At 73.0% G+C, this 20,702-nt stretch carries 21 protein-coding genes; 13 read left to right on the forward strand and 8 right to left on the reverse strand.

Annotated elements, in window-relative coordinates; translation table 11 throughout:
- Window positions 1-18: 18 nt before the first annotated feature.
- The 6 genes from IF28_RS0131240 to IF28_RS0131265 all read left to right on the forward strand — a co-directional run bounded on the left by IF28_RS0131240 (window position 19) and on the right by IF28_RS0131265 (window position 5,428).
- On the forward strand, window positions 19-1,101 hold the full coding sequence (locus IF28_RS0131240) for a segregation and condensation protein A (RefSeq protein ID WP_030227365.1): 1,083 nt from the start codon (window positions 19-21) through the stop codon (window positions 1,099-1,101).
- A complete protein-coding gene (scpB, locus tag IF28_RS0131245; RefSeq protein ID WP_030227368.1) occupies window positions 1,098-1,751 on the forward strand; it encodes an SMC-Scp complex subunit ScpB in 654 nt (217 codons plus the stop codon). Before IF28_RS0131240 ends, scpB begins: the two co-directional genes overlap by 4 nt.
- Window positions 1,751-2,866: a pseudouridine synthase gene (locus IF28_RS0131250; protein ID WP_030227371.1), complete on the forward strand. Its 1,116-nt coding sequence runs from the start codon at window positions 1,751-1,753 to the stop codon at window positions 2,864-2,866. Before scpB ends, IF28_RS0131250 begins: the two co-directional genes overlap by 1 nt.
- Window positions 2,867-2,933: 67 nt before the next feature.
- Window positions 2,934-3,653, forward strand: coding sequence for an NUDIX hydrolase (locus tag IF28_RS0131255; protein WP_030227375.1), 720 nt, complete (start codon window positions 2,934-2,936; stop codon window positions 3,651-3,653).
- Window positions 3,650-4,672: an ADP-ribosylglycohydrolase family protein gene (locus tag IF28_RS0131260; RefSeq protein WP_030227378.1), complete on the forward strand. Its 1,023-nt coding sequence runs from the start codon at window positions 3,650-3,652 to the stop codon at window positions 4,670-4,672. The genes IF28_RS0131255 and IF28_RS0131260 overlap by 4 nt, the downstream gene beginning before the upstream one ends.
- 3 nt (window positions 4,673-4,675) lie before the next feature.
- Window positions 4,676-5,428: a DNA polymerase beta superfamily protein gene (locus IF28_RS0131265; RefSeq protein ID WP_030227381.1), complete on the forward strand. Its 753-nt coding sequence runs from the start codon at window positions 4,676-4,678 to the stop codon at window positions 5,426-5,428.
- On the opposite strand, the gene IF28_RS0131270 is transcribed toward IF28_RS0131265, so the two are convergent.
- Window positions 5,354-6,097, reverse strand: coding sequence for a DNA polymerase beta superfamily protein (locus tag IF28_RS0131270; protein WP_030227383.1), 744 nt, complete (start codon window positions 6,095-6,097; stop codon window positions 5,354-5,356). The two genes, IF28_RS0131265 and IF28_RS0131270, sit on opposite strands and share 75 nt — an antisense overlap.
- A 21-nt stretch (window positions 6,098-6,118) precedes the next feature.
- Window positions 6,119-6,535, reverse strand: a complete 417-nt coding sequence (locus IF28_RS0131275; RefSeq protein ID WP_030227385.1) for a Rieske (2Fe-2S) protein — start codon at window positions 6,533-6,535, stop codon at window positions 6,119-6,121.
- Window positions 6,536-6,726: 191 nt separating this feature from the next.
- On the opposite strand from IF28_RS0131275, the gene aroH reads away from it, so the two are divergent.
- The 5 genes from aroH (at window position 6,727) to der (ending at window position 11,198) form a co-directional block, all read left to right on the forward strand.
- Complete coding sequence (gene aroH, locus IF28_RS0131280; RefSeq protein WP_030227388.1) at window positions 6,727-7,089, forward strand: chorismate mutase; 363 nt, start codon at window positions 6,727-6,729, stop codon at window positions 7,087-7,089.
- Complete coding sequence (locus IF28_RS0131285; RefSeq protein ID WP_030227391.1) at window positions 7,086-8,171, forward strand: prephenate dehydrogenase; 1,086 nt, start codon at window positions 7,086-7,088, stop codon at window positions 8,169-8,171. The genes aroH and IF28_RS0131285 overlap by 4 nt, the downstream gene beginning before the upstream one ends.
- A 127-nt stretch (window positions 8,172-8,298) precedes the next feature.
- Window positions 8,299-8,985 (forward strand): (d)CMP kinase, encoded by a 687-nt coding sequence (gene cmk, locus IF28_RS0131290; protein WP_030227393.1) that lies wholly within the window; start codon window positions 8,299-8,301, stop codon window positions 8,983-8,985.
- Entirely contained in the window at window positions 8,982-9,629 is a 648-nt protein-coding gene (locus IF28_RS0131295; protein ID WP_030227395.1) for a lysophospholipid acyltransferase family protein, read from the forward strand. The genes cmk and IF28_RS0131295 overlap by 4 nt, the downstream gene beginning before the upstream one ends.
- Window positions 9,630-9,707: 78 nt before the next feature.
- Window positions 9,708-11,198 (forward strand): ribosome biogenesis GTPase Der, encoded by a 1,491-nt coding sequence (der, locus tag IF28_RS0131300; RefSeq protein ID WP_030227398.1) that lies wholly within the window; start codon window positions 9,708-9,710, stop codon window positions 11,196-11,198.
- A gap of 50 nt (window positions 11,199-11,248) precedes the next feature.
- On the opposite strand, the gene IF28_RS0131305 is transcribed toward der, so the two are convergent.
- The 5 genes from IF28_RS0131305 to IF28_RS0131325 form a co-directional block, all read right to left on the reverse strand.
- On the reverse strand, window positions 11,249-11,650 hold the full coding sequence (locus IF28_RS0131305) for a hypothetical protein (protein ID WP_030227401.1): 402 nt from the start codon (window positions 11,648-11,650) through the stop codon (window positions 11,249-11,251).
- Between the two features lie 77 nt (window positions 11,651-11,727).
- Window positions 11,728-12,513 (reverse strand): hypothetical protein, encoded by a 786-nt coding sequence (locus IF28_RS0131310; protein ID WP_030227404.1) that lies wholly within the window; start codon window positions 12,511-12,513, stop codon window positions 11,728-11,730.
- A gap of 419 nt (window positions 12,514-12,932) precedes the next feature.
- Window positions 12,933-13,589, reverse strand: coding sequence for an ABC transporter ATP-binding protein (locus IF28_RS0131315; RefSeq protein WP_030227406.1), 657 nt, complete (start codon window positions 13,587-13,589; stop codon window positions 12,933-12,935).
- Entirely contained in the window at window positions 13,589-16,228 is a 2,640-nt protein-coding gene (locus tag IF28_RS0131320; RefSeq protein WP_030227408.1) for an ABC transporter permease subunit, read from the reverse strand. Before IF28_RS0131320 ends, IF28_RS0131315 begins: the two co-directional genes overlap by 1 nt.
- Window positions 16,229-16,238: 10 nt before the next feature.
- The gene (locus IF28_RS0131325) at window positions 16,239-16,706 is read right to left on the reverse strand and encodes a hypothetical protein (protein WP_030227411.1); all 468 of its coding nucleotides are present in this window, start codon (window positions 16,704-16,706) and stop codon (window positions 16,239-16,241) included.
- 82 nt (window positions 16,707-16,788) lie between these two features.
- On the opposite strand from IF28_RS0131325, the gene IF28_RS0131330 reads away from it, so the two are divergent.
- Window positions 16,789-17,367 carry a hypothetical protein gene (locus tag IF28_RS0131330; RefSeq protein ID WP_030227414.1) on the forward strand — a complete coding sequence of 193 codons (579 nt, stop codon included), beginning with the start codon at window positions 16,789-16,791 and terminating at the stop codon, window positions 17,365-17,367.
- A complete protein-coding gene (locus IF28_RS0131335; protein ID WP_030227417.1) occupies window positions 17,336-18,625 on the forward strand; it encodes an ABC transporter substrate-binding protein in 1,290 nt (429 codons plus the stop codon). The genes IF28_RS0131330 and IF28_RS0131335 overlap by 32 nt, the downstream gene beginning before the upstream one ends.
- Here the strand turns inward: IF28_RS0131335 and ctaD are convergent.
- Window positions 18,613-20,307 carry a cytochrome c oxidase subunit I gene (gene ctaD, locus IF28_RS0131340; protein ID WP_030227419.1) on the reverse strand — a complete coding sequence of 565 codons (1,695 nt, stop codon included), beginning with the start codon at window positions 20,305-20,307 and terminating at the stop codon, window positions 18,613-18,615. The genes IF28_RS0131335 and ctaD overlap by 13 nt on opposite strands.
- Window positions 20,308-20,702 lie beyond the last annotated feature (395 nt).

Below are 20,702 nucleotides of genomic sequence, written 5' to 3' on the forward strand. Positions count from 1 at the left end.
CGGTAGCCTGCGGAGGCCATGACCCCGAACGACGCACCCGCTCCCGGCGCCCGGCCGCCCCGCCGCCGCACGCTGGGCCGGGGCGCGGGAGCGCCGCCGCCCGGCACGCCCGAGGGGGATGTGGGCCCCGCACCGGGGGCGCCGCCCGAGAGCGGTGCCGCCGAGCCGGACGCGTCCCGGCACGCCCCGCCCGAGGACACACCGGCCACCGAACCTCCCGCGCGGGTCTCCTCGCCGGTCGAGGCGGCCGAGGCGGTCGCGCCGGACGGGGCGGAGGGGGCCGAGGACGGTGACGGGCGGTTCAAGGTCCGGCTGGCCAACTTCGAGGGGCCGTTCGATCTGCTGTTGCAGCTGATCTCGAAGCACAAGCTGGACGTCACCGAGGTCGCGCTGTCGCGGGTGACCGATGAGTTCATGGCGTACATCCGGGCCCTGGGGCCGGACTGGGACCTGGACGAGACGACCGAGTTCCTGGTCGTGGCCGCCACCCTGCTCGACCTCAAGGCGGCCAGGCTGCTGCCCGCCGCCGAGGTGGAGGACGAGGCCGACCTCGCCCTCCTGGAGGCCCGCGACCTGCTCTTCGCACGGCTGCTGCAGTATCGCGCGTACAAACAGATCGCCGGCATCCTCAGCCGGCGCCTCGAGGACGAGGGCCGCCGCTACCCCCGTACCGTCGGACTCGAACCGCACCACGCCGAGCTGCTGCCCGAGGTCGTCATCAGCATCGGCGCCGAGGGCTTCGCCAGGCTCGCCGTCAAGGCCATGCAGCCCAGGCCCAGGCCGCAGGTGTACGTCGACCACATCCACGCGCCGCTCGTCAGTGTGCGGGAACAGGCCGGGATCGTGGTCGCACGCCTCAGGGAACTCGGCGAGGCGAGCTTCCGGGACCTCGTCGAGGACACGGACGACACACTGACCGTCGTGGCCCGGTTCCTCGCCCTGCTGGAGCTGTACCGCGAGAAGGCCGTCGCCCTGGACCAGGAGACCGCGCTCGGCGACCTCACCGTGCGCTGGACCGGCGGGGAGGGAGACACCACGCCCGCGGTCACCGACGAGTTCGACCGGCCGCCCGAGCAGCCCGAGGAGGAGAGGAAACCGTGAGCGAGGAGACGACCGGAACTCCCGCCGGGTCCCGCGGCGTCGCGGACCTGGACCTCAGGCCCGCCCTGGAGGCGGTCCTGATGGTCGTGGACGAGCCCGCGACCGAGGAGCACCTGGCCAAGATCCTGGAACGCCCGAGGCGCCAGGTCGCGGACGCGCTGCGGGCGCTCGCCGACGAGTACACCGTCCAGGGCCGCGGCTTCGAGCTGCGCCTCGTCGCGGGCGGCTGGCGCTTCTACACCCGCCCCGAGTACGCCGCCGCCGTCGAGGGCTTCGTCCTGGACGGCCAGCAGGCCCGGCTCACCCAGGCCGCCCTGGAGACCCTCGCGGTCGTCGCGTACCGGCAGCCGGTCAGCCGCGGCAGGGTCTCCGCGGTGCGCGGAGTCAACTGCGACGGTGTGATGCGCACCCTCCTGCAGCGCGGTCTGATCGAGGAGGCGGGCACGGAACCCGAAACAGGTGCGATCCTGTACACGACGACGAACTACTTCCTGGAGCGGATGGGCCTGCGCGGTCTGGACGAGCTCCCGGAGCTCGCGCCCTTCCTCCCGGAGGCGGAGGCGATCGAGGCCGAGACACTGGAAGGGGTCCCGTCGTTCGATCCGGACGCCCCGGATTCCGAGGACGCAGACGACAAGACGGAACTTTGATGCGAAGCAGCAGCGGCAGGAACAGCAGCGGAAACAACGGCGGGAGCCGTGGTGGCAACAGCGGCGGCCGCGGCGGGAGCGGCGGTGGTCGCGGCAGTCACCGCGGTGCCGGCGACAACCGCGACGACAGGCAGGGCGGTCGTCCGAAGAAGCCGCGCCCGGAGGAGCGGCGCTACGACGTGGGCCCCGGCGCCTCCCAGGAGGGTCCCAAGTCGGGCCGCGGGCCCACGGCCCGCGGCGGCGTCAAGGGCGGGCCGAAGAAGCCCCTGCAGCGGGGGCGCTCGGTCCCGGCCACGTCCCGCGAGTACGAGACGCGGGCCGAGGAGCGCAACCGCGAGCGGTACGCGGGCAAGAAGGACGTCAAGCTGCCCAAGACCTTCCCGGGCGCCGAGCAGGAGGGCGAGCGGCTGCAGAAGGTGCTGGCCCGCGCGGGCTACGGCTCCCGGCGCGCCTGCGAGGAGCTGATCGAGCAGGCGCGGGTCGAGGTCAACGGCGAGATCGTCCTCGAGCAGGGCAAGCGGGTCGACCCGGAGAAGGACGAGGTCAAGGTCGACGGCCTGACCGTCGCCACGCAGTCGTACCAGTTCTTCTCGCTGAACAAGCCCGCCGGTGTCGTCTCCACCATGGAGGACCCGGAGGGCCGCCAGTGCCTCGGTGACTACGTCACCAACCGCGAGACCCGCCTCTTCCACGTCGGCCGGCTCGACACCGAGACCGAGGGCGTCATCCTGCTCACCAACCACGGCGAGCTGGCGCACCGGCTGACCCACCCCCGGTACGGCGTGAAGAAGACGTACCTGGCGGCCATCGTGGGCCCGATCCCCCGCGATCTGGGCAAGCGGCTGAAGGACGGCATCCAGCTGGAGGACGGTTACGCGCGCGCGGACCACTTCCGGGTCGTGGAGCAGACCGGCAAGAACTACCTCGTCGAGGTGACCCTGCACGAGGGCCGCAAGCACATCGTGCGCCGCATGCTCGCCGAGGCCGGGTTCCCGGTCGAGAGGCTGGTGCGCACCGCCTTCGGGCCGATCACCCTGGGCGACCAGAAGTCGGGCTGGCTGCGCCGGCTGTCGAACACCGAGGTCGGGATGCTGATGCAGGAGGTCGACCTCTAGAAGGGCTTGTGCGCCCGCACCGCACCCCCTTTAATAGTCACAGCGACTATTAAAGGGGGTGCGAGTGATGGACGGCTACGACCGGTACGCCTTCGAGCCCTTCGCCGTCACCGTCGACCTCGCCGTGTTCACCCTCCGGGCGGGCGCCCTGCACGTGCTGCTCGTCGAGCGCGGCCAGGAGCCCTACGCCGGACGGTGGGCACTGCCCGGCGGCTTCGTCCGGCCGGACGAGTCCGCGGAGAGTGCCGCGCGGCGCGAACTGGGCGAGGAGACCGGGCTGACGGACGTGTCCGGGCTGCATCTGGAGCAGCTGCGGACCTACAGCGAACCCGACCGCGACCCCCGCATGCGGGTCGTCTCCGTCGCCTTCGCCGCCCTGCTCCCCGACGCCCCCGAGGCACACGGCGGCAGCGACGCGGCACAGGCCCGCTGGACGCCGTACGACTGCGCGCGGGAGCTCGCCTTCGACCACGGCCGGATCCTGGCCGACGCGCGGGACCGCGTCGGCGCCAAGCTCGAGTACAGCTGCCTCGCCACCGCCTTCTGCCCGCCCGAGTTCACCCTCGGGGAGCTGCGTCAGGTCTACGAGACCGTGTGGGGCACCGCCCTGGACCGCCCCAACTTCCGGCGCAAGGTGCTCGCCACCCCCGGCTTCGTCGAAGCCGTACCCGGCGCCGCGCGCCTCACCGGCGGCCGGGGCAAACCCGCCTCGCTCTACCGCGCGGGCACCGCCACCGCCCTCCACCCGCCCCTGCTCCGGCCCACTCCGGAAGGACGCCCCGCATGACCACGACCACCGTCACCAAACGCGCCGCCACGGGAGCGCTCACCGGACTCGCCCTGGGGGACGCGCTGGGGTTCCCGACCGAGTTCAACGACGTGCCGTCGATCCTCGCCAAGTTCGGCCCCTGGCGGGGCATGGACCTCCCCAGGCCCGCGATCGTCACCGACGACACCCAGATGACCCTCGCGCTCGGCAGAGGACTGCGCACGGCCATGGACCGGGGGCCGCTCACCCCGAAGCGGCTGGAGCGGCCGGTGCGCGAGGAGTTCGTGGAGTGGTGGCGCTCGCCCGAGAACAACCGCGCGCCGGGCAACACCTGCCTCAAGGCCTGCCACCTGCTGTCCCGTGAGGACCGGCGCTGGCAGGACGCCAGTCAGATCGGCTCCAAGGGCTGCGGTGCCAACATGCGCGTCGCCCCCATAGGACTGGCCCCCGGCCTCACCGAAGAACAGCGCGCCGGCGCCGCCCAGTTGCAGTGCGCCCTCACCCACGGGCACCCCACCGCGCTCGCCGCCTCCGACCTCACCGCGCACGCCGTACGGCTGCTGGCGGAGGGTGCCGAACCGACCGGTCTGATCGGACTGCTGCGCTCCTACGCCTACGACAACCGCACCCGCTACCACGAGTTCTGGCTCGGCGACCTGTGGACCCACGCCCAGGACCCCACGCCCGAGCACTTCATCGCGCGCGGCTGGGACGAGTGCCTGAGCATCCTGGAACGGCTCCAGGACGCCGTACGCACCGTCTCGCCCGAGACCGACCCCTGCCAGGCCACCGGCGAGGGCTGGATCGCCGAGGAGGCCCTGGCGACCGGCCTGCTCTGCTTCCTCCTCTTCGTCGACGAACCCCTCACCGCGCTGCGCCGCGCCGCCTGCACCGCCGGCGACTCCGACTCCATCGCCTGCCTCGCCGGCGCCTTCGCGGGCGCCCACCTCGGCGCGGACGCCTGGCCGGCCGACTGGGCGGACCGCATCGAGTACCGGGACGAACTGACGACGCTGGGAACGCTCTGGGACGCTTGACCGATGACCGACCTCCTGGACCTCGACCTGCGCCCGGTGATCGCCGAACAGCCCGATCCGGTGCTGTTCGCCACCGTCTCCGGCGCGCACCTGTACGGTTTCCCGTCCCGCGACTCCGACGTGGACCTGCGGGGCGCGCACCTGCTGCCGGCCGCCGCCCTCGTCGGACTGCGCGAGCCGGACGAGACCCGGTCCAGGATGTGGGTCCGGGACGGCGTCGAGATGGACCTCGTCACGCACGACCTGCGCAAGTTCGTCCGCCTGATGCTGCGCCGCAACGGCTACGTCCTCGAGCAGCTGCTGTCCCCGCTGGTCGTGCACACCACCGACACCCACCGCGAACTGGCCGCGCTCGCGCCCGGCACCCTCACCAGCCACCACGCCCACCACTACCGGGGGTTCGCACGGACCCAGTGGCGGCTGTTCGAGAAGACCGGTGAACTCAAACCACTGCTCTACACCTTCCGGGTGCTGCTCACCGGCATCCACCTGATGCGCTCGGGAGAGGTGCAGCCGCATCTGCCCACCCTCGCCGCGCAGGTCGGCGAGGCCCCGGACCGGCTGCCGGAGCTGATCGCCGCCAAGGCGGAGCGCGAGCACGGGGACGCCGGCGTCGACCACGCGCGCGTGCGGGCCGACGTGGAGCGGCTGCACGGCGTGCTGGACGAGGCGCAGACGGCGTCAGGGCTGCCCGACACCCCCGTCGTGTACGACGCCCTGCACGACCTCGTCGTACGGGCCCGCCTCGAGGGCTGAGGCACGGCGGGTGCGGATGAGGAAGTCCTCCACGCGGCGGCGGTCCGGTTCCGCGGGGAGCGGGCTGCGGTGGGCGGCCTCCTCGGCCTCGCGCCCCAGACGGGTCATCCGGGCCTCGAACTCGGGCCACGGGACCTCGCCCCGCTTCACCGCCAGCAGCGGCTCGCGGTCCTCGCCCACGTCGACCGTGAGCGTGCCCGTACGGAGCACATCGCGGGCGCTCGTCAGCAGGCGGAGCAGATGCATGGCGTGCTTCCAGCGCGGGGCGCCGTGGGCGCGGACGTCGGCGTCCAGCTTGCGGCGCTGGCCGTGGGCGTACCGGACGAAGGTTTCGTGGACCCGGCGGGACAGGAACGCCCCGCGCAGGGACAGCAGTTCACGGCCGGTGGCGTCGGCGTACTCCACCAGCGGGGAGTGCAGGCACTCCAGGATGTTGGGGTTGGCGCGCAGGGCCAGCTCGCAGAAGCGCTCCAGCTCCCAGCCGAACTGCTCCTCGGCCGGGCCCTCGATGTGCGTCGGCGGCTTCTCGAAGCGCCAGAACAGGGCGGTGGGCGCCAGGAAGACGCCCCGGCGGTCGGTGTCGCTGCCCTCCGTGGCCAGACCGAAGGCGCGCGAGCCCATGACACAGGCGTAGATCGTGTGGTCGCGGACCAGGGTCTCGGGGCGCATGCCGGGAGCGTACGGGGCGGATCACGCCCGGCGAACCGAATTACCCTCCACCGTGATCCGCTCCTCGGGCAGCGGCCGGGTCGCCGGGCCGTGGGCCACCGAGCCGTCGGTGATCCGGAACCGGCTGCCGTGGCAGGGGCAGTCGATGGTGCCGTCCGTGACCTCGGACACGAGGCAGTTCTGGTGGGTGCAGATCGCCGAGAAGGCCTTGAACTCGCCCTCCTCGGGCTGGGTGACCACGACCTTCTCCTCCTTGAGGATCGTGCCCCCGCCCACCGGGACGTCGGCCGTCGAGGTCAGTTCCCGTCCGGCGGTGCCCGCCGCGGTGTCGCCCCCGCCGCCCCCGCCGTCTCCGCCGCCCGAGCCGCAGCCCGCGGCCAGAGCCGCCGCGGCACCCGAGGTGAGCAGAACAGTGCGGCGCGTCGCACGAGGGGTCATGGCGTCACTCCAGAAGGTCGCGGTGCGTGCATCCTGACACCGAATCCGCCCAGGAAGAAGCAACCCATGACGAGGCACCATGAAACACCCATGTCGCCCGTCTCAGCGGGCGGGCGCCGGACGCCGCCCCCGCCCCGCGCTGACTAGGCTGGACGACCGAACCACCAGTACGCACAGCAAGGAGCATCGTCGTGGCGGTACGCGCGGTCCGGGGGGCCGTCCAGCTGGAGCGGGACGAGGCCGGTCACATGGAGGAGCAGGTCGGCGCGCTGCTCACCGCGGTCCTGGAACGCAACGAACTGCGCACCGACGACCTGATCAGCCTCTGGTTCACCGCCACGCCCGATCTGCACAGCGACTTCCCGGCGGCCGCCGCCCGCAAGCTCGGCATCGTCGACGTCCCCCTCCTCTGCGCCCAGGAACTGGACATCGAGGGCGCCATGCCCCGCGTCGTCCGGGTCCTCGCGCACATCGAGTCCGACCGGCCCCGCACCGGCATCGCGCACGTCTACCTCGGTGCCGCGGCCGCCCTGCGCAAGGACATCGCCCAGTGAGAACCGCACTCGTCATCGGCACCGGACTCATCGGCACGTCCGCCGCCCTCGCCCTCACCGGGCGAGGTGTCGTCGTCCACCTCACCGACCACGACCACGAGCAGGCGCGCACCGCAGCCGCTCTCGGCGCCGGCACGGACGAGACCCCCGACGGGCCCGTCGACCTGGCCATCGTCGCCGCCCCGCCCGCCCATGTGGCCGACGTGCTCGCCGACGCGATGCGGCGCGGCCTGGCCCGCGGCTACATCGACGTGGCCAGCGTCAAGGGCGGACCGCGCCGCGAGCTCCAGGAACGCGGGATCGACCTGACCCCGTACATCGGCACCCACCCCATGTCCGGCCGTGAGCGGTCGGGACCGCTGGCCGCCACCGCCGACCTCTTCGAGGGCCGCCCCTGGGTACTCACCCCGACCCGGGACACCGACACCGAGGTGCTGAACCTCGCCCTGGAGCTGGTCTCCCACTGCCGCGCCGTACCGGTCGTCATGGACGCCGACGCCCACGACCGGGCTGTCGCCCTCGTCTCCCACATGCCCCACCTGGTGTCCAGCATGGTCGCCGCGCGCCTGGAGCACGCCGAGGAGGCCGCCGTACGGCTGTGCGGGCAGGGCATCCGGGACGTCACCCGGATCGCCGCCTCCGACCCCCGGATGTGGATCGACATCCTCTCCGCGAACCCCGGCCCGGTCGCCGACCTGCTGACGGACGTCGCCGCCGACCTGGAGGAGACCGTGCGGGCCCTGCGCGCGCTGCAGTCGTCCGACGAGGACAAGCGCCGCGAGGGCAGTACGGGCATCGAGACCGTGCTGCGCCGGGGCAACGCCGGCCAGGTCCGCGTCCCCGGCAAGCACGGCTCCGCGCCGCGCGTCTACGAGACGGTGACGGTGCTCATCGACGACCAGCCCGGCCAGCTGGCCCGCGTCTTCGCGGACGCCGAGCGTGCCGGGGTCAACATCGAGGACGTCCGTATCGAGCACGCCACCGGGCAGCAGGCCGGTCTGATCCAGCTCATGGTGGAGCCCAGGGCGGCACCGGTCCTCACCGCCGGGCTGCGGGAGCGGGGCTGGGCGATCCGTCAGTGACGGCCCGCCCTCCGGCGGGGGCGGCGTCGTCCGCATGTCGGAGGGGTTCCGGGGGGCCGGTAATCTGGTGCGGGGCGTGTCCGCGTCCCGCACACACCACTCCACCGCACCAGGAAGGTGTTCCCCCGTGGAAAACGGCGCCGCCCAGCCCGTGATTGTCGCCATCGACGGCCCCTCCGGCACGGGCAAGTCGAGCACGTCGAAAGCCGTGGCGGCGCAGCTCGGCCTGAGCTACCTGGACACCGGCGCCCAGTACCGGGCGATCACCTGGTGGATGGTGACCAACAACATCGACATAGACGACGCGTCCGCGATCGCCGCCGTCGCCGGGAAGCCCGAGATCGTCTCCGGCACGGACCCCCGGGACCCGACGATCACGGTCGACGGTGTCGACGTGGCCGGCCCGATCCGCGGACAGGACGTCACCTCCAAGGTCAGCGCCGTCTCCGCGGTGCCCGAGGTGCGGTCCCGCATCACCGAGCTGCAGCGGTCCATCGCCGGCTCCGCCGTCACCGGCATCGTCGTCGAGGGACGGGACATCGGCACCACCGTGCTCCCCGACGCCGACCTGAAGATCTTCCTCACCGCCAGCGCGGAGGCCCGTGCCGCCCGCCGCAGCGGCGAGCTCAAGGGCGCCGACCTGAACACCACCCGCGAGGCCCTGATCAAGCGGGACGCCGCCGACGCCGGCCGCAAGACGTCCCCGCTGGCCAAGGCCGGCGACGCGGTCGAGGTGGACACCACCGAGCTGACCCTTCAGCAGGTCATCGAGTGCGTCGTCACCCTCGTCGAGGAGAAGCGGGCCGGAAAGTGACCGACGTCCCATCGGTGCGGAGCGCCGAGGTCGGCCGGCGCATCGGCGTCGGCCTGATGTACGGGCTGTTCAAGCCGCGCGTACTGGGCGCCTGGCGGGTGCCCGCCACAGGCCCGCTGATCTTCGCCGTGAACCACTCCCACAACGTCGACGGCCCGATGGTCATGGGCGTGGCGCCCCGGCCGACGCACTTCCTGATCAAGAAGGAGGCGTTCGTCGGCCCGCTCGACCCGTTCCTGACCGGCATCGGCCAGCTCAAGGTCGACCGGGACACCACCGACCGTACGGCGATCTCCCGGGCCCTGGGCGTGCTGCAGCAGGGCGGCGTCCTCGGTATCTTCCCGGAGGGCACCCGGGGCGAGGGCGACTTCGCCTCGCTGCGCGCGGGGCTCGCCTACTTCGCCGTCCGCGGCGGTGCGCCGATCGTGCCCGTGGCCGTCCTGGGAAGTTCCGAGCGGTCCGGACGGTTGATAAAGGCGCTGCCCCCGCTGCGCTCCCGCGTCGACGTCGTCTTCGGCGACCCCTTCGACGCGGGCGACGGCAGCGGCAGACGTACGCGCAAGGCGCTGGACGAGGCGACCGAACGCATCCAGAAGCAGCTCACCGCGCACCTGAAAAACGCCAGGCGCCTCACCGGGCGCTGAGCGACACTCGAGTAGTGGACCGCTCCCGTACGGGGGCGGCCCACCGATCACCACGATGAACGCAGAGGTACGGACTTCATGAACGACCACATCCAGCCCGACGGCTCGGACGCGTACGAGGGCGCGCCGGAGCACGACCACGGGGCGCTGGGCGATGCCGAGTTCGCGGAGTTCATGGAGCTCGCCGCGGAGGAGGGCTTCGACCTCGAGGACGTCGAGGGCGCGATCGAGGCCGCGGGCCACGGCCCGCTGCCCGTGCTCGCCGTCGTCGGCCGCCCCAACGTCGGCAAGTCGACCCTGGTGAACCGCATCATCGGCCGCCGTGAGGCGGTCGTCGAGGACAAGCCGGGCGTCACCCGCGACCGGGTCACCTACGAGGCCGAGTGGGCGGGCCGCCGCTTCAAGGTCGTCGACACCGGCGGCTGGGAGCAGGACGTCCTCGGCATCGACGCCTCCGTGGCCGCGCAGGCCGAGTACGCCATCGAGGCCGCCGACGCGGTCGTCTTCGTCGTCGACGCCAAGGTCGGCGCCACCGACACCGACGAGGCCGTCGTCCGGCTGCTGCGCAAGGCGGGCAAGCCCGTCGTGCTGTGCGCCAACAAGGTGGACGGCCCGAGCGGCGAGGCCGACGCCTCGTACCTGTGGTCACTGGGCCTGGGGGAGCCCCACCCGGTCTCCGCGCTGCACGGCCGAGGCACCGGCGACATGCTGGACCAGGTCCTGGAGGCCCTGCCCGAGGCGCCGGCCCAGACCTTCGGCGGCGCCGTCGGCGGCCCGCGGCGCATCGCCCTGATCGGCCGGCCCAACGTCGGCAAGTCCTCGCTGCTGAACAAGGTCGCGGGCGAGGAGCGCGTCGTCGTCAACGAACTCGCCGGCACCACCCGCGACCCGGTCGACGAGCTGATCGAACTGGGCGGCGTCACCTGGAAGTTCGTCGACACGGCGGGCATCCGCAAGCGCGTCCACCTCCAGCAGGGCGCCGACTACTACGCCTCGCTGCGCACCGCCGCCGCCGTCGAGAAGGCGGAGGTGGCCGTCGTCCTCATCGACGCCGCCGACTCCATCTCCGTGCAGGACCAGCGGATCGTCACCATGGCCGTGGAGGCGGGCCGCGCGCTCGTCCTCGCCTACAACAAGTGGGACACCCTCGACGAGGAGCGCCGCTACTACCTGGAGCGGGAGATCGAGACCGAGCTCGGCCAGGTGACCTGGGCGCCGCGGGTGAACGTGTCGGCGCGCACCGGCCGCCACATGGAGAAGCTGGTCCCCGCCATCGAGACGGCCCTGGAGGGCTGGGAGACCCGGGTCCCGACGGGCAGGCTGAACGCCTTCCTCGGCGAGCTGGTCGCCGCCCACCCGCACCCCGTGCGGGGCGGCAAGCAGCCGCGCATCCTGTTCGGCACCCAGGCGGGCACCAAGCCGCCCCGGTTCGTGCTGTTCGCGTCCGGCTTCATCGAGGCGGGCTACCGGCGGTTCATCGAGCGCCGGCTGCGGGAGGAGTTCGGCTTCGAGGGGACGCCGATCCACATCTCCGTGCGGGTGCGGGAGAAGCGCGGCCGGAAGAAGTAGGCAGAGCGAAGGGGCGGTCCCACCGGGACCGCCCCTTCGTCGTGCGCCGGTCAGGCGCCCCTGCGCGGCGCCGGCGGCAGCCCGGCCGGCACATGCTGCATACCGGCGGCGGAACGGCCGACGGCGCCGACCCGCTGCCACTGCGGCGCCGCGCCCGGGCGGCCGCCCGCCCCCGCGCCGTAGGCACCGCTCATCAGGGACGCGCCGAACGTTCCCGGGCTGTGCCCGCCGTACGGCCTCGTACCGTGCGGGATGTCCCCGAAGGCGGTGAAGCCCAGCTCCTCCTCGCCGCTGCGGTCACCCGGCAGCGAACGGAAGGACTTGACGTACTCGGTGTAGAGGGCGTCGTAGATCGGCGTGGCCGAGAGGCCGCTCCGGGAGTCCTGCGCCGGGCGCCCGGGTGCGGGGACCGAGGCGAGGGACTGGTGGCGGGGAACGTCGTATGCGTGCACGTATGTCCAAACGACCCCGTGCCGTAAGGGATGCGGCCCTTTTGCGGCTTTCGGCGCCGGTGCTCGGGCGGGGTCGGTCAGAGGCCGGCCAGGGGCAGTGCCGAGGCGACGAGCTTGCCGTTCGCCGCCGCCTTGTCCAGCGCGTCGCGCAGCAGGTCCTCGCGCGGCTGACGGCCGATCGAGCCGACCGGCGCCGCGAACATCAGCACCTGCTGGTGCTTGTTGGCGGCCGACCGCCAGCCGTCGGTGACCTGCAGCGGCTGGTGCGCCTGCCACCACGCCACCGGACGCCCGCCGCCGCCCGGGTTCGGCTGCAGTACGGCGTGCAGCTGGCCCGCGGCGAGCAGCACCGACCAGCCGTGCAGCACCGGCGGTACGGCCGACAGCTCGGTCAGCGGCATGAAGCCCTGCTCGATGAGGAGCGGCAGGAAGTCGTCCCCGGCCCCCAGGGTGCCGGGGCGGGCGACCGGCGCGGTCGGTTCGACGACCAGCGCCGGATGCAGTTCCCCGGCGATCAGGACCAGTCCGCTGGTCACGCCGAGCACGGCCTGTTCGGGGGTGACGTCCGCGGGCGCCGGCTGCGCGGAGTCGCCGCCGATGGCCCGTACGGCCCCCTGGAGCTGTTCCTCGGTGACCTGGACGACCTGGGAGGGCAGGCAGGTGGAGTGGGCGAACGCGAGTACGGCGGTCTCGTCCCCGACGAACAGGACGGTGCTGGTGCGCTCCTGCTCCGGGTCGCCGGGGGTGCGGCAGGAGGTGCAGTCGTAACTGCCCGGGGCGGACTCTCCGGCGAGGAGGCGGTCTGCTTCTTCGTCGCCGATCTCGGCGCGTACCTCGTCGCTGACGTCGAGCATGCGCGGCACGGGTGGCTCCCTCGGGATGCGGTGCGTGGCGAGGCCGGGTGGCTCCCGGCCCGTGGTCCGGGGTGGGTCCCCGGCTCATGAAGAAGACAACGGGCGATCTGTGGCGGTGGTCACGCCCCAGGGCGAACGGAATCGAACCATCCAGCGCACGCCGTCACGTTCGGCGCGGAATCGGCCACTCATCGTCAAGTCGGCGCTGGTGAGCGGCGGTTGAAGGGGTGAGGTGACTCACGGATCGCTCCGGCCGCTGGTCGACAAATCCTGAAATCAGGGAATGAAGCGGGTGGCCGAAAATAGCCGCTACCCAGGGTAAGCGACAACTGGCCTGCAATGACAGGGCGTTGGTCGATCCCGGACGCCCGGGCTCCCTGGATTCCTCGGCCGTGTGCACGCGGGACCCCGGCCGGCCGGCCGGGGCCCTACCGCCGCCCGGACCCGCCGAGTTCGCTCGCCTCACCCGCGAACACCACCGTGCCCCGGCGCAGTTCGTACACGAGGGCGCGAAGGCCGTGCAGGGCGGGCGGCAGCCGCTGCTCGGCGACGACCACGCACGCGTCGAGCGCGGCCAGCAGCGCGTACGTACGGGCCGCGACCACCGGTGACATGCCCTGGGCGGGCTCGTCGACGAGCACCACGCGCGCGCCGGACCGCAGGGCCCGGCACAGGGCCAGCATCCGCTGCTCGCCCCCGGAGAGCGTGCCGGCCCTGCGGTCCAGCAGCGGCCGCAGCCGCGGATAGGCCTCGAGGGCCTCCGCGGGGTCGGGGGCGGTCAGGGCGAGGTTCTCCCGCACGGTGAGGGAACCGAACACGGCCCGACGCTCCGGCACCAGGCACAGCCCGCGCCGGGCCCGCTCGTCCGCCGCCACGCCGGTGATGTCCCGTCCGTCCCACACCACGGCCCCGCCGGACAGCGGCACGTCACCGGCGAGTGCGCGCAGGGCGGTCGTACGGCCCGAGCCGTTGCGCCCCAGCAGCACGGTGAGGCCGGGGCCGGGTGCGGCGAGGGTGACGCCGTGCAGGGCCTCCAGGGGGCCGTAGCGCACCCGCGCTTCGCGCAGGGAGATGGTGGTCGTCATCACGGGTCGGCCGTCCTTCCGGGGATGTCCAGGACGCTTCCGGGCGGTCCGGAGGCGACGATCCTGCCCTCCGTCATCACATGCACGACGTCGGCGAGGCCGGCGACCAGACCGAGATCGTGCTCGACGACGAGGAGTGCCATGCCGTCGGCGGCCAGCGCCTTCAGGATCCGGGCCAGCGCGGTCACCTCCGCGGTGTCGAGACCGGCGGCGGGCTCGTCGAGCAGCAGCACGCGCGGGGCGGCGGCGAGGGCCCGCGCGAGTTCCACCCGGCGCAGTGTCCCGGTGGGCAGTCCGGCGGCGGGCCGAGCGCGTACGGGTCCGTCGAGGCCGAGCAGCCGCAGGGTCCGCTCGACCGCGCGGGGGTCGCGCGGCCGGACCTGCTCGGCACCGACGCGGACGTTCTCGGCGACGGTCAGCGTCGGGAAGACGGCCGACAGCTGGAACGTCCGCGCGATCCCGAGCCGGGTGCGGGCCTGCGCGGACAGCGGGGTGATGTCCCGCCCGCCGAGCGAGACGGTCCCCCGCGCGGGGCGCACGGTCCCGGCCAGACAGTGGAACAAGGTGCTCTTCCCGGCCCCGTTCGGCCCCACGACGGCACTCACCCGCCCGGCCACCACCTCCAGATCCACCCCGTCCAGCGCGACGAACCCGCCGTACCGCACGGTCAGCCCCCGGGCGGCAAGCCCGGGACCCCCCGCGCAGCGGGAGTCGGGGGGCAGGGCCGTGCGATGGCCCGCGGGTTCAGCCGGCCGGGTGTGCGGGCCCCGGCCCGTCGCCGTCGCGCCCGCCGGCTGCCGTGGTCCCGGAGGGCGCGGGCGGGTGCGCACGGGTGGGGCCGACGGGACCGGTGCCGGGCGGAGACGGTTGCGCAGGGCCTCGTAGGGGCCGTCCGGGAAGCGGCCCGTCAGGATCGCCAGGACGCCGATCACCGCCGCCGCCACGCCCCCGCGCGTGCCCGCGTCCAGGCCGACCAGGAGGGCCGCGGCGAGCAGCGCGCCCAGGGTGCCGTCCGCGCCGACGACCACGACCGCCGCGAACCACAGCAGGCTCCGCACGGGGTCGTACGCGGCCGGGTCGAAGGCGCGCAGGCCCATGCCCAGCATGCCGCCGCCGAGCGCGGCCAGCCCGGCACCGCAGACGAAGGCGAGGAGCTTCAGCGACGGCACCCGCACGCCCGCCGCCCGCGCCCCGGACTCGTGGTCCCGCGTCGCCGCCAGGGCGCGGCCCGTGCGGCCCCGCCGCAGGGCCCCGGTCGCGAGCAGCGCGCACACCAGGAGGAGCAGTTCCAGGACGTAGTACGCGCGGTCGCCGTCGAACCCCGCCGGGCGGTCCAGGGACAGTCCGGACGTGGCGTACGGCTGGTCGAAGACGAAGCGGCTCACCCCGACACCCACCGCGAACGTCGCCAGCGCCAGGGCCGGTCCGCGCCGGCCGATCGCCGGCCACCCGGTCAGCACGCCCAGCGGGGCGACCAGCACGACCGCCACCGCCAGCCCGGCCAGCTCCGGCAGCCGGGGCAGGCCGGGGAAACGGCCGGCCGCCAGCAGCGCCGTGAACAGGGCGCCCAGACCGGCGTACGCCGCCTGCCCGAGCGAGATCTGCCCGCCCCGGCCGGTAACGACCACCAGCGACAGCAGCACCACCCCCAGCGCCGGCACCTGCACCGCCGTACGCAGATCGCTCCCGGCGAGGCCCAGCGGCAGCAGGAACAGCACCCCCGCCACGACCCACGCGCCCGGCGGCGCCGGCACCCGCGCGGTGGCCGTGCGCGGCAGCGCGTCACGCGTCCCGACGCCCGGCAGCACCAGGGCGGCGAACAGCAGCGCCACGACGAACAGATTGGCGCCCACCGCCTGGAGGAGCGGCTCGCCCCACCCGGACGGGTGCAGTCGCGTCAGCTGACTCTGCGCCACCCCGATGCCGAGCGCCACGGCCACCGCCACCACCGGAGCGCGCATCCGCGCGGCGACCGCGACCGCCATGACCTCCATCACGAGCAGCGGCAGCCCGTACGGGTCGAGCCGCACGTACGGAGCCAGCAGGACCCCCGTCAGACCGGCCGTGAACGAGCCGAACGCCCAGCCCGCCGCCGCCACCCGGTCCGCGTCGACACCGGCGAGCACGGCCAGCCGGCGGTCGTCCACGACGGCCCGCAGCTCCCGCCCGAACCGCGTCCGGCGGACCACCGTTCCCACCCCCGCGGCCAGCACCGCCACCACCGCCAGCTGCCCCCACGGCTCCGCCGGCAGCAGCACCGGCGCGTCGTCCCGCGCCCCCTGCCCCCACAGCAGCGCCGCCCCGCCCACCAGCAGCACGAACACCCCGATGGCCGCCACCAGCGTCCGCGCGGGATCGCCGCCCCGCACCGACAGCGGCCGGAACACGCACCGCTCCAGCACCACCCCGATCCCCGGCGCCACCACCAGCAGCGTCACCGCGGCGGCCCACCACAGCGGCAGGCCCCCGTCGACCACCAGAGCGCGCAGCACATACGCGCACACCATGGCGACCGCCCCGTGCGCGAAGTTCAGCACCCCGGTCGCCCGGTACGTCACGATCAGCCCGATCCCGGTGAGCGCCGCTGCGGCGCCCACCGACAGTCCGGCCAGCGTGAGGTCGTACGTCAGCGAGGACATCGGCGTGGGGTCAGCCGGCCCTGTCGGCGGGTTCGCAGATCGGGCAGGGCCTCAGCCCGCCGCTCGCGACGAGCCTCCCGTCCACCGGGACCGCCTCCGCCTTCCCCGCGACCAGCGGGCAGTCCGCGCGGTGCCACAGCGTGCCGCCCGGCACCATCAGCGTCCGCGCGGCGACCGCCAGCGGCCCGCCGGCCGGCCGCCCCGGCTCGTCCGCGCCGGTGTCCAGCAGGAGGCCGTGCGGCTCCTCCCCGCGCGCGGCGGCGAACGTCTCCCGGCGGTGGGCGAGCAGCACCGCCCCCGCGACGATCAGCGCGGCGCCGGGGATGCTGCACGAGGCCAGGTAGGGCAGCTGCCGTTCGGCGTAACGCTCGCCCGAGACGCCGTACCAGCCGACGACGCACAGCACCGCCCCGGCGGCGAGCGCGGCCCAGCCCGCCCACCGCGCGGGGCGCGCGATCCGCAGTCGGGATGTCCGCATGGCTTGCACTATGCCCCTTACGCCCCGACCCTGAAAGCACCGGACGCACCCGGTCCGGACCGACACCCGATTGGTGAGCCAGATGGTTCTCGGCAGTGGCATCGGGCGGGGGAACACAAGGACGGGCGGGCGCGGCCCACGGACGGCGGGGCGGGGCACGGCACTGGCCGCCGCGCTGTTCCTGGTGTCGGCGCCCGGCCTCGCGGCATGCGGCGACGGATACAGCGGGGGCGGGGACGGGGGGACGTACACGCCCACGGCGGAGCGCACGACGAACGAACCGGGCAGCGCGCCCGCGGACCGGGCGGCGGCCGAGAAGGAGATCCGGCAGAACTGGGAGAAGTTCTTCGACCCCGGGACGCCCGTGGACGAGAAGAAGAAGCTCCTGCAGAACGGTGAGCTGCTGGGCCCGGTGCTCGAGGTGTTCAGCGGTGACAACCGGGCCGGACAGGTGAAGGCCGAGGTCACCGAGATCGCGTTCACCTCACCGACCGAGGCGGACGTGACCTTCACCCTGACGCTCAAGGGGGCCACCGCCCTCCCGGACGCCTCCGGCGTCGCCGTCGACGACGACGGCACCTGGAAGGTGTCCGTCAAGTCCCTGTGCGCGCTCGTCCAGCTGAGCGGCGATGAATCGCCCCCGGACATCCCGGGCTGCTGAGGCCCTCGCCGCGGCGGCGCTCCTCGTCCTGACCGCCGCCTGCGGCAGCCGTCTGCCGGAGAGCGACTTCGGGCACGACGACCGCGCCTCCGCGCCCGCGCGCGAGCCGATCCGGGTCGGCATCGTCGCGAGCGCCACCAGCCCGGTCGGCGGCGGCGCCCTCACCGGCCCGCGCGACGGCGCGAAGGCCTGGTTCGACCGGCTCAACACGCGCGGCGGCATCGACGGCCGGCGCGTCGAGGTGCACACGTGCGACGACGGCGGCAGCGGCGTCGGCAACAACGAGTGCGTGCACAGGCTGATCGACGAGGAGAAGGTCGTCGCCCTGGTCGCCACCACCGCCCTGGACTACGCGGGCGCCTCCCGCGTCTCCCGCGCCGGCGTCCCCGACGTCGGCGGCCAGCCCATCGGCGCCGCCTACGACACGTATCCGCACCTGTACGGCATCCACGGCAGCGACGCGCCCCGGAACGGCACCCCCGGCTGGGACGGCATGCTGTACGGCGGCACCGAGGTCTACCGCTACTTCAAGCGCGAGCACGGCGCCCGTACCGCCGCCGTCGTCTCCTACAACCAGTCCGCGTCCGCCGCCTACGCCCGGCTCGTGCGACGCGGTCTGAAGGCCGAGGGCTACAAGGTGGTCACCGAGCAGGTCGACTTCGCCCTGCCCAACTTCCGCGCGGTCGCCGCCGACCTGAAGCAGCAGGGCGCCGACCTGGTCTTCGACGCCATCGACGCGAACGGCAACGCCCGCCTGTGCCGGGCCATGGACGACGCCGGCGTCCGGGTCACCGCCAAGGTCACCAACGTGCAGAACTGGACCTCCGCCGTCGCCGAGGACTACAAGGACGCACCGCGCTGCCGCAACGCCCTCTGGGCGACCGGCTCCAGCCGCGACTACGAGGACACGGCCCATCCGGCCGTACGCGCCTTCCGGGACGCCACGAAGGATCTGCAGACGCACTCCCAGTGGCAGCTGGAGGGCTGGGCGGCGGCCCGCTGGTTCACCGACGCGGCCACCTCCTGCGCCCGTACGGGCATCACCCGCGCGTGCGTCGACGGCTACGTCGGCCGCGCCCGGGACTACACCGCGGGCGGACTGCTGCTGCCCGTCTCGTTCGAGCGGTCGCCCGAGCCGCCGTCGACGAGCCGGACCTGTCTGTCCGTGGCCCGCTGGCGGGACGGCGAGGGCTGGGTGGCGCAGGGCGACATGAACCGCACCTGCTTCGAGGTGCCGCAGCTCGCCTACGAGCCCTGACCGGAACCCGCCTGCTCGCTCTTCGGTTCGGGCTGGGCGGTCAGCGCCGCGTACTCCGGATGGTTCATGTCGAACGCCGGCGACTCCGAACGGACCCGGGGCAGCGTCGTGAAGTTGTGCCGGGGCGGCGGACACGACGTCGCCCACTCCAGGGAGCGGCCGAACCCCCACGGGTCGTCGACCTCTACCTTCTCGCCGTACTTGGCGGTCTTCCAGACGTTGTAGAGGAACGGCAGCGTGGACATGCCGAGCAGGAAGGCGCCGATGGTCGAGACGGTGTTCAGCGCGGTGAAGCCGTCCGCCGCCAGATAGTCGGCGTAGCGGCGCGGCATGCCCTCGGCGCCCAGCCAGTGCTGCACCAGGAACGTGGTGTGGAAGCCGACGAACAGCGTCCAGAACTGGATCTTGCCGAGCCGTTCGTCCAGCATCTTCCCGGTGAACTTGGGCCACCAGAAGTAGAACCCGCCGAAGGTAGCGAAGACGACGGTGCCGAAGACGACGTAGTGGAAGTGCGCGACGACGAAGTACGAGTCCGTCACATGGAAGTCCAGCGGCGGCGACGCCAGCAGTACCCCGGTGAGCCCGCCGAACAGGAACGACACCAGGAACCCGGTCGCCCACAGCATGGGTGTCTCGAAGGACAGCGACCCCTTGATCATGGTGCCGGTCCAGTTGAAGAACTTCACGCCCGTGGGCACCGCGATCAGGAAGCTCATGAAGGAGAAGAACGGCAGCAGCACCGCGCCGGTGGCGAACATGTGGTGCGCCCACACCACCACCGACAGGCCGGTGATGGCCATGGTGGCGCCCACCAGCGTCAGATAGCCGAACAGCGGCTTGCGGCTGAAGACCGGGATGATCTCCGTGACGATGCCGAAGAACGGCAGCGCGATGATGTACACCTCGGGATGGCCGAAGAACCAGAACAGGTGCTGCCACAGGACCGCCCCGCCGCCGGCGGCCTCGAAGACCTGGGAGCCGAACCGCCGGTCCGCCTCCAGCACCAGCAGCGCCGCCGCCAGCACCGGGAACGCCAGCAGGATCAGGATCGACGTGAACAGCGTGTTCCAGGTGAACAGCGGCATCCGGAACATCGTCATCCCGGGCGCGCGCATCCCGACGATGGTGGTGATGAAGTTGACCGCGCCGAGGATGGTGCCGAACCCGGCGAGCGCGAGCCCCATGATCCACAGGTCGGGGCCGAGGCCCGGCGAGTACTCCATGCTGTTCAGCGGCGCGTAGGCGAACCAGCCGAAGGCGGCCGGGCCCCCGGTGACCACCAGCGAACCGAGCACGATCAGCCCGCCGAAGAGGAACAGCCAGTACGAGAGCATGTTCAGCCGGGGGAAGGCCACGTCGGGCGCCCCGATCTGCAGCGGCATCAGCTCGTTGGCGAAACCGGCGAAGGTGGGCGTCGCGAACAGCAGCAGCATGATCGTGCCGTGCAGGGTGAACAGCTGGTTGAACTGCTGGTTGTCGACGATCTGCAGTCCGGGCCGGGCCAGTTCCGCCCGCATCAGCAGGGCCATCACGCCGGCGATCAGGAAGAACACGAACGACGTGATCAGATAGAGGTGGCCGATCTTCTTGTGGTCCGTGGTGGTCAGCCAGTCGATCACCAGTCGTCCGCGCCGCTGCCGCCGCGCCGGTCGCGCCGTCGCCTGGACGGTCTGCGTCCCCATCGCTCGCCCCTTCGCTCCTCGCGCGCCGGGCCCGCTCGGGCCCGCGCCGCCTGTCCCTCCGGGCCCACGCCATGATGCTCGCCCCTGCCCGTTTACGACAGGGGACGTGGCGGATCGTGTGGCGGAAAAGCGCATTTTCTGTGCGCACCGGCTTGTGCGGTCATGTGTGTCGGCGGAAAACGAATGAGGCCCCGGGAGTACTTCGCACGGCATTTTCCGCCGACGCCGAACACGCCCGTGGTGTGACACGCGGGAATTACGTTCGAATACCTGCGGAAGGGGTACGGAACCGTCCGTCCGGGTGAAGGCCACCGTCACGAACGTCTGTCGTGATCCTGTGACAGAAGTGTGACCGCCACAGGATCCGGCCGGGTGTTCCCGGGGTGGGCTTCCCC

The sequence above is a fragment of the Streptomyces sp. NRRL WC-3626 genome, from assembly GCF_000718785.1.
In the GTDB taxonomy this organism is placed as follows: Bacteria; Actinomycetota; Actinomycetes; order Streptomycetales; family Streptomycetaceae; genus Streptomyces; species Streptomyces edwardsiae.

Bases quoted from the DNA above. Each gene is read 5' to 3' on its own strand.
- IF28_RS0131240 (WP_030227365.1), top strand. From the start codon at position 19: ATGACCCCGAACGACGCACCCGCTCCCGGCGCCCGGCCGCCCCGCCGC.
- IF28_RS0131250 (WP_030227371.1), top strand. From the start codon at position 1,751: ATGCGAAGCAGCAGCGGCAGGAACAGCAGCGGAAACAACGGCGGGAGC.
- IF28_RS0131255 (WP_030227375.1), top strand. From the start codon at position 2,934: ATGGACGGCTACGACCGGTACGCCTTCGAGCCCTTCGCCGTCACCGTC.
- IF28_RS0131260 (WP_030227378.1), top strand. From the start codon at position 3,650: ATGACCACGACCACCGTCACCAAACGCGCCGCCACGGGAGCGCTCACC.
- IF28_RS0131265 (WP_030227381.1), top strand. From the start codon at position 4,676: ATGACCGACCTCCTGGACCTCGACCTGCGCCCGGTGATCGCCGAACAG.
- IF28_RS0131270 (WP_030227383.1), bottom strand. From the start codon at position 6,097: ATGCGCCCCGAGACCCTGGTCCGCGACCACACGATCTACGCCTGTGTC.
- IF28_RS0131275 (WP_030227385.1), bottom strand. From the start codon at position 6,535: ATGACCCCTCGTGCGACGCGCCGCACTGTTCTGCTCACCTCGGGTGCC.
- der (WP_030227398.1), top strand. From the start codon at position 9,708: ATGAACGACCACATCCAGCCCGACGGCTCGGACGCGTACGAGGGCGCG.
- IF28_RS0131315 (WP_030227406.1), bottom strand. From the start codon at position 13,589: ATGACGACCACCATCTCCCTGCGCGAAGCGCGGGTGCGCTACGGCCCC.
- IF28_RS0131320 (WP_030227408.1), bottom strand. From the start codon at position 16,228: ATGTCCTCGCTGACGTACGACCTCACGCTGGCCGGACTGTCGGTGGGC.
- IF28_RS0131325 (WP_030227411.1), bottom strand. From the start codon at position 16,706: ATGCGGACATCCCGACTGCGGATCGCGCGCCCCGCGCGGTGGGCGGGC.
- IF28_RS0131330 (WP_030227414.1), top strand. From the start codon at position 16,789: ATGGTTCTCGGCAGTGGCATCGGGCGGGGGAACACAAGGACGGGCGGG.
- IF28_RS0131335 (WP_030227417.1), top strand. From the start codon at position 17,336: ATGAATCGCCCCCGGACATCCCGGGCTGCTGAGGCCCTCGCCGCGGCG.
- ctaD (WP_030227419.1), bottom strand. From the start codon at position 20,307: ATGGGGACGCAGACCGTCCAGGCGACGGCGCGACCGGCGCGGCGGCAG.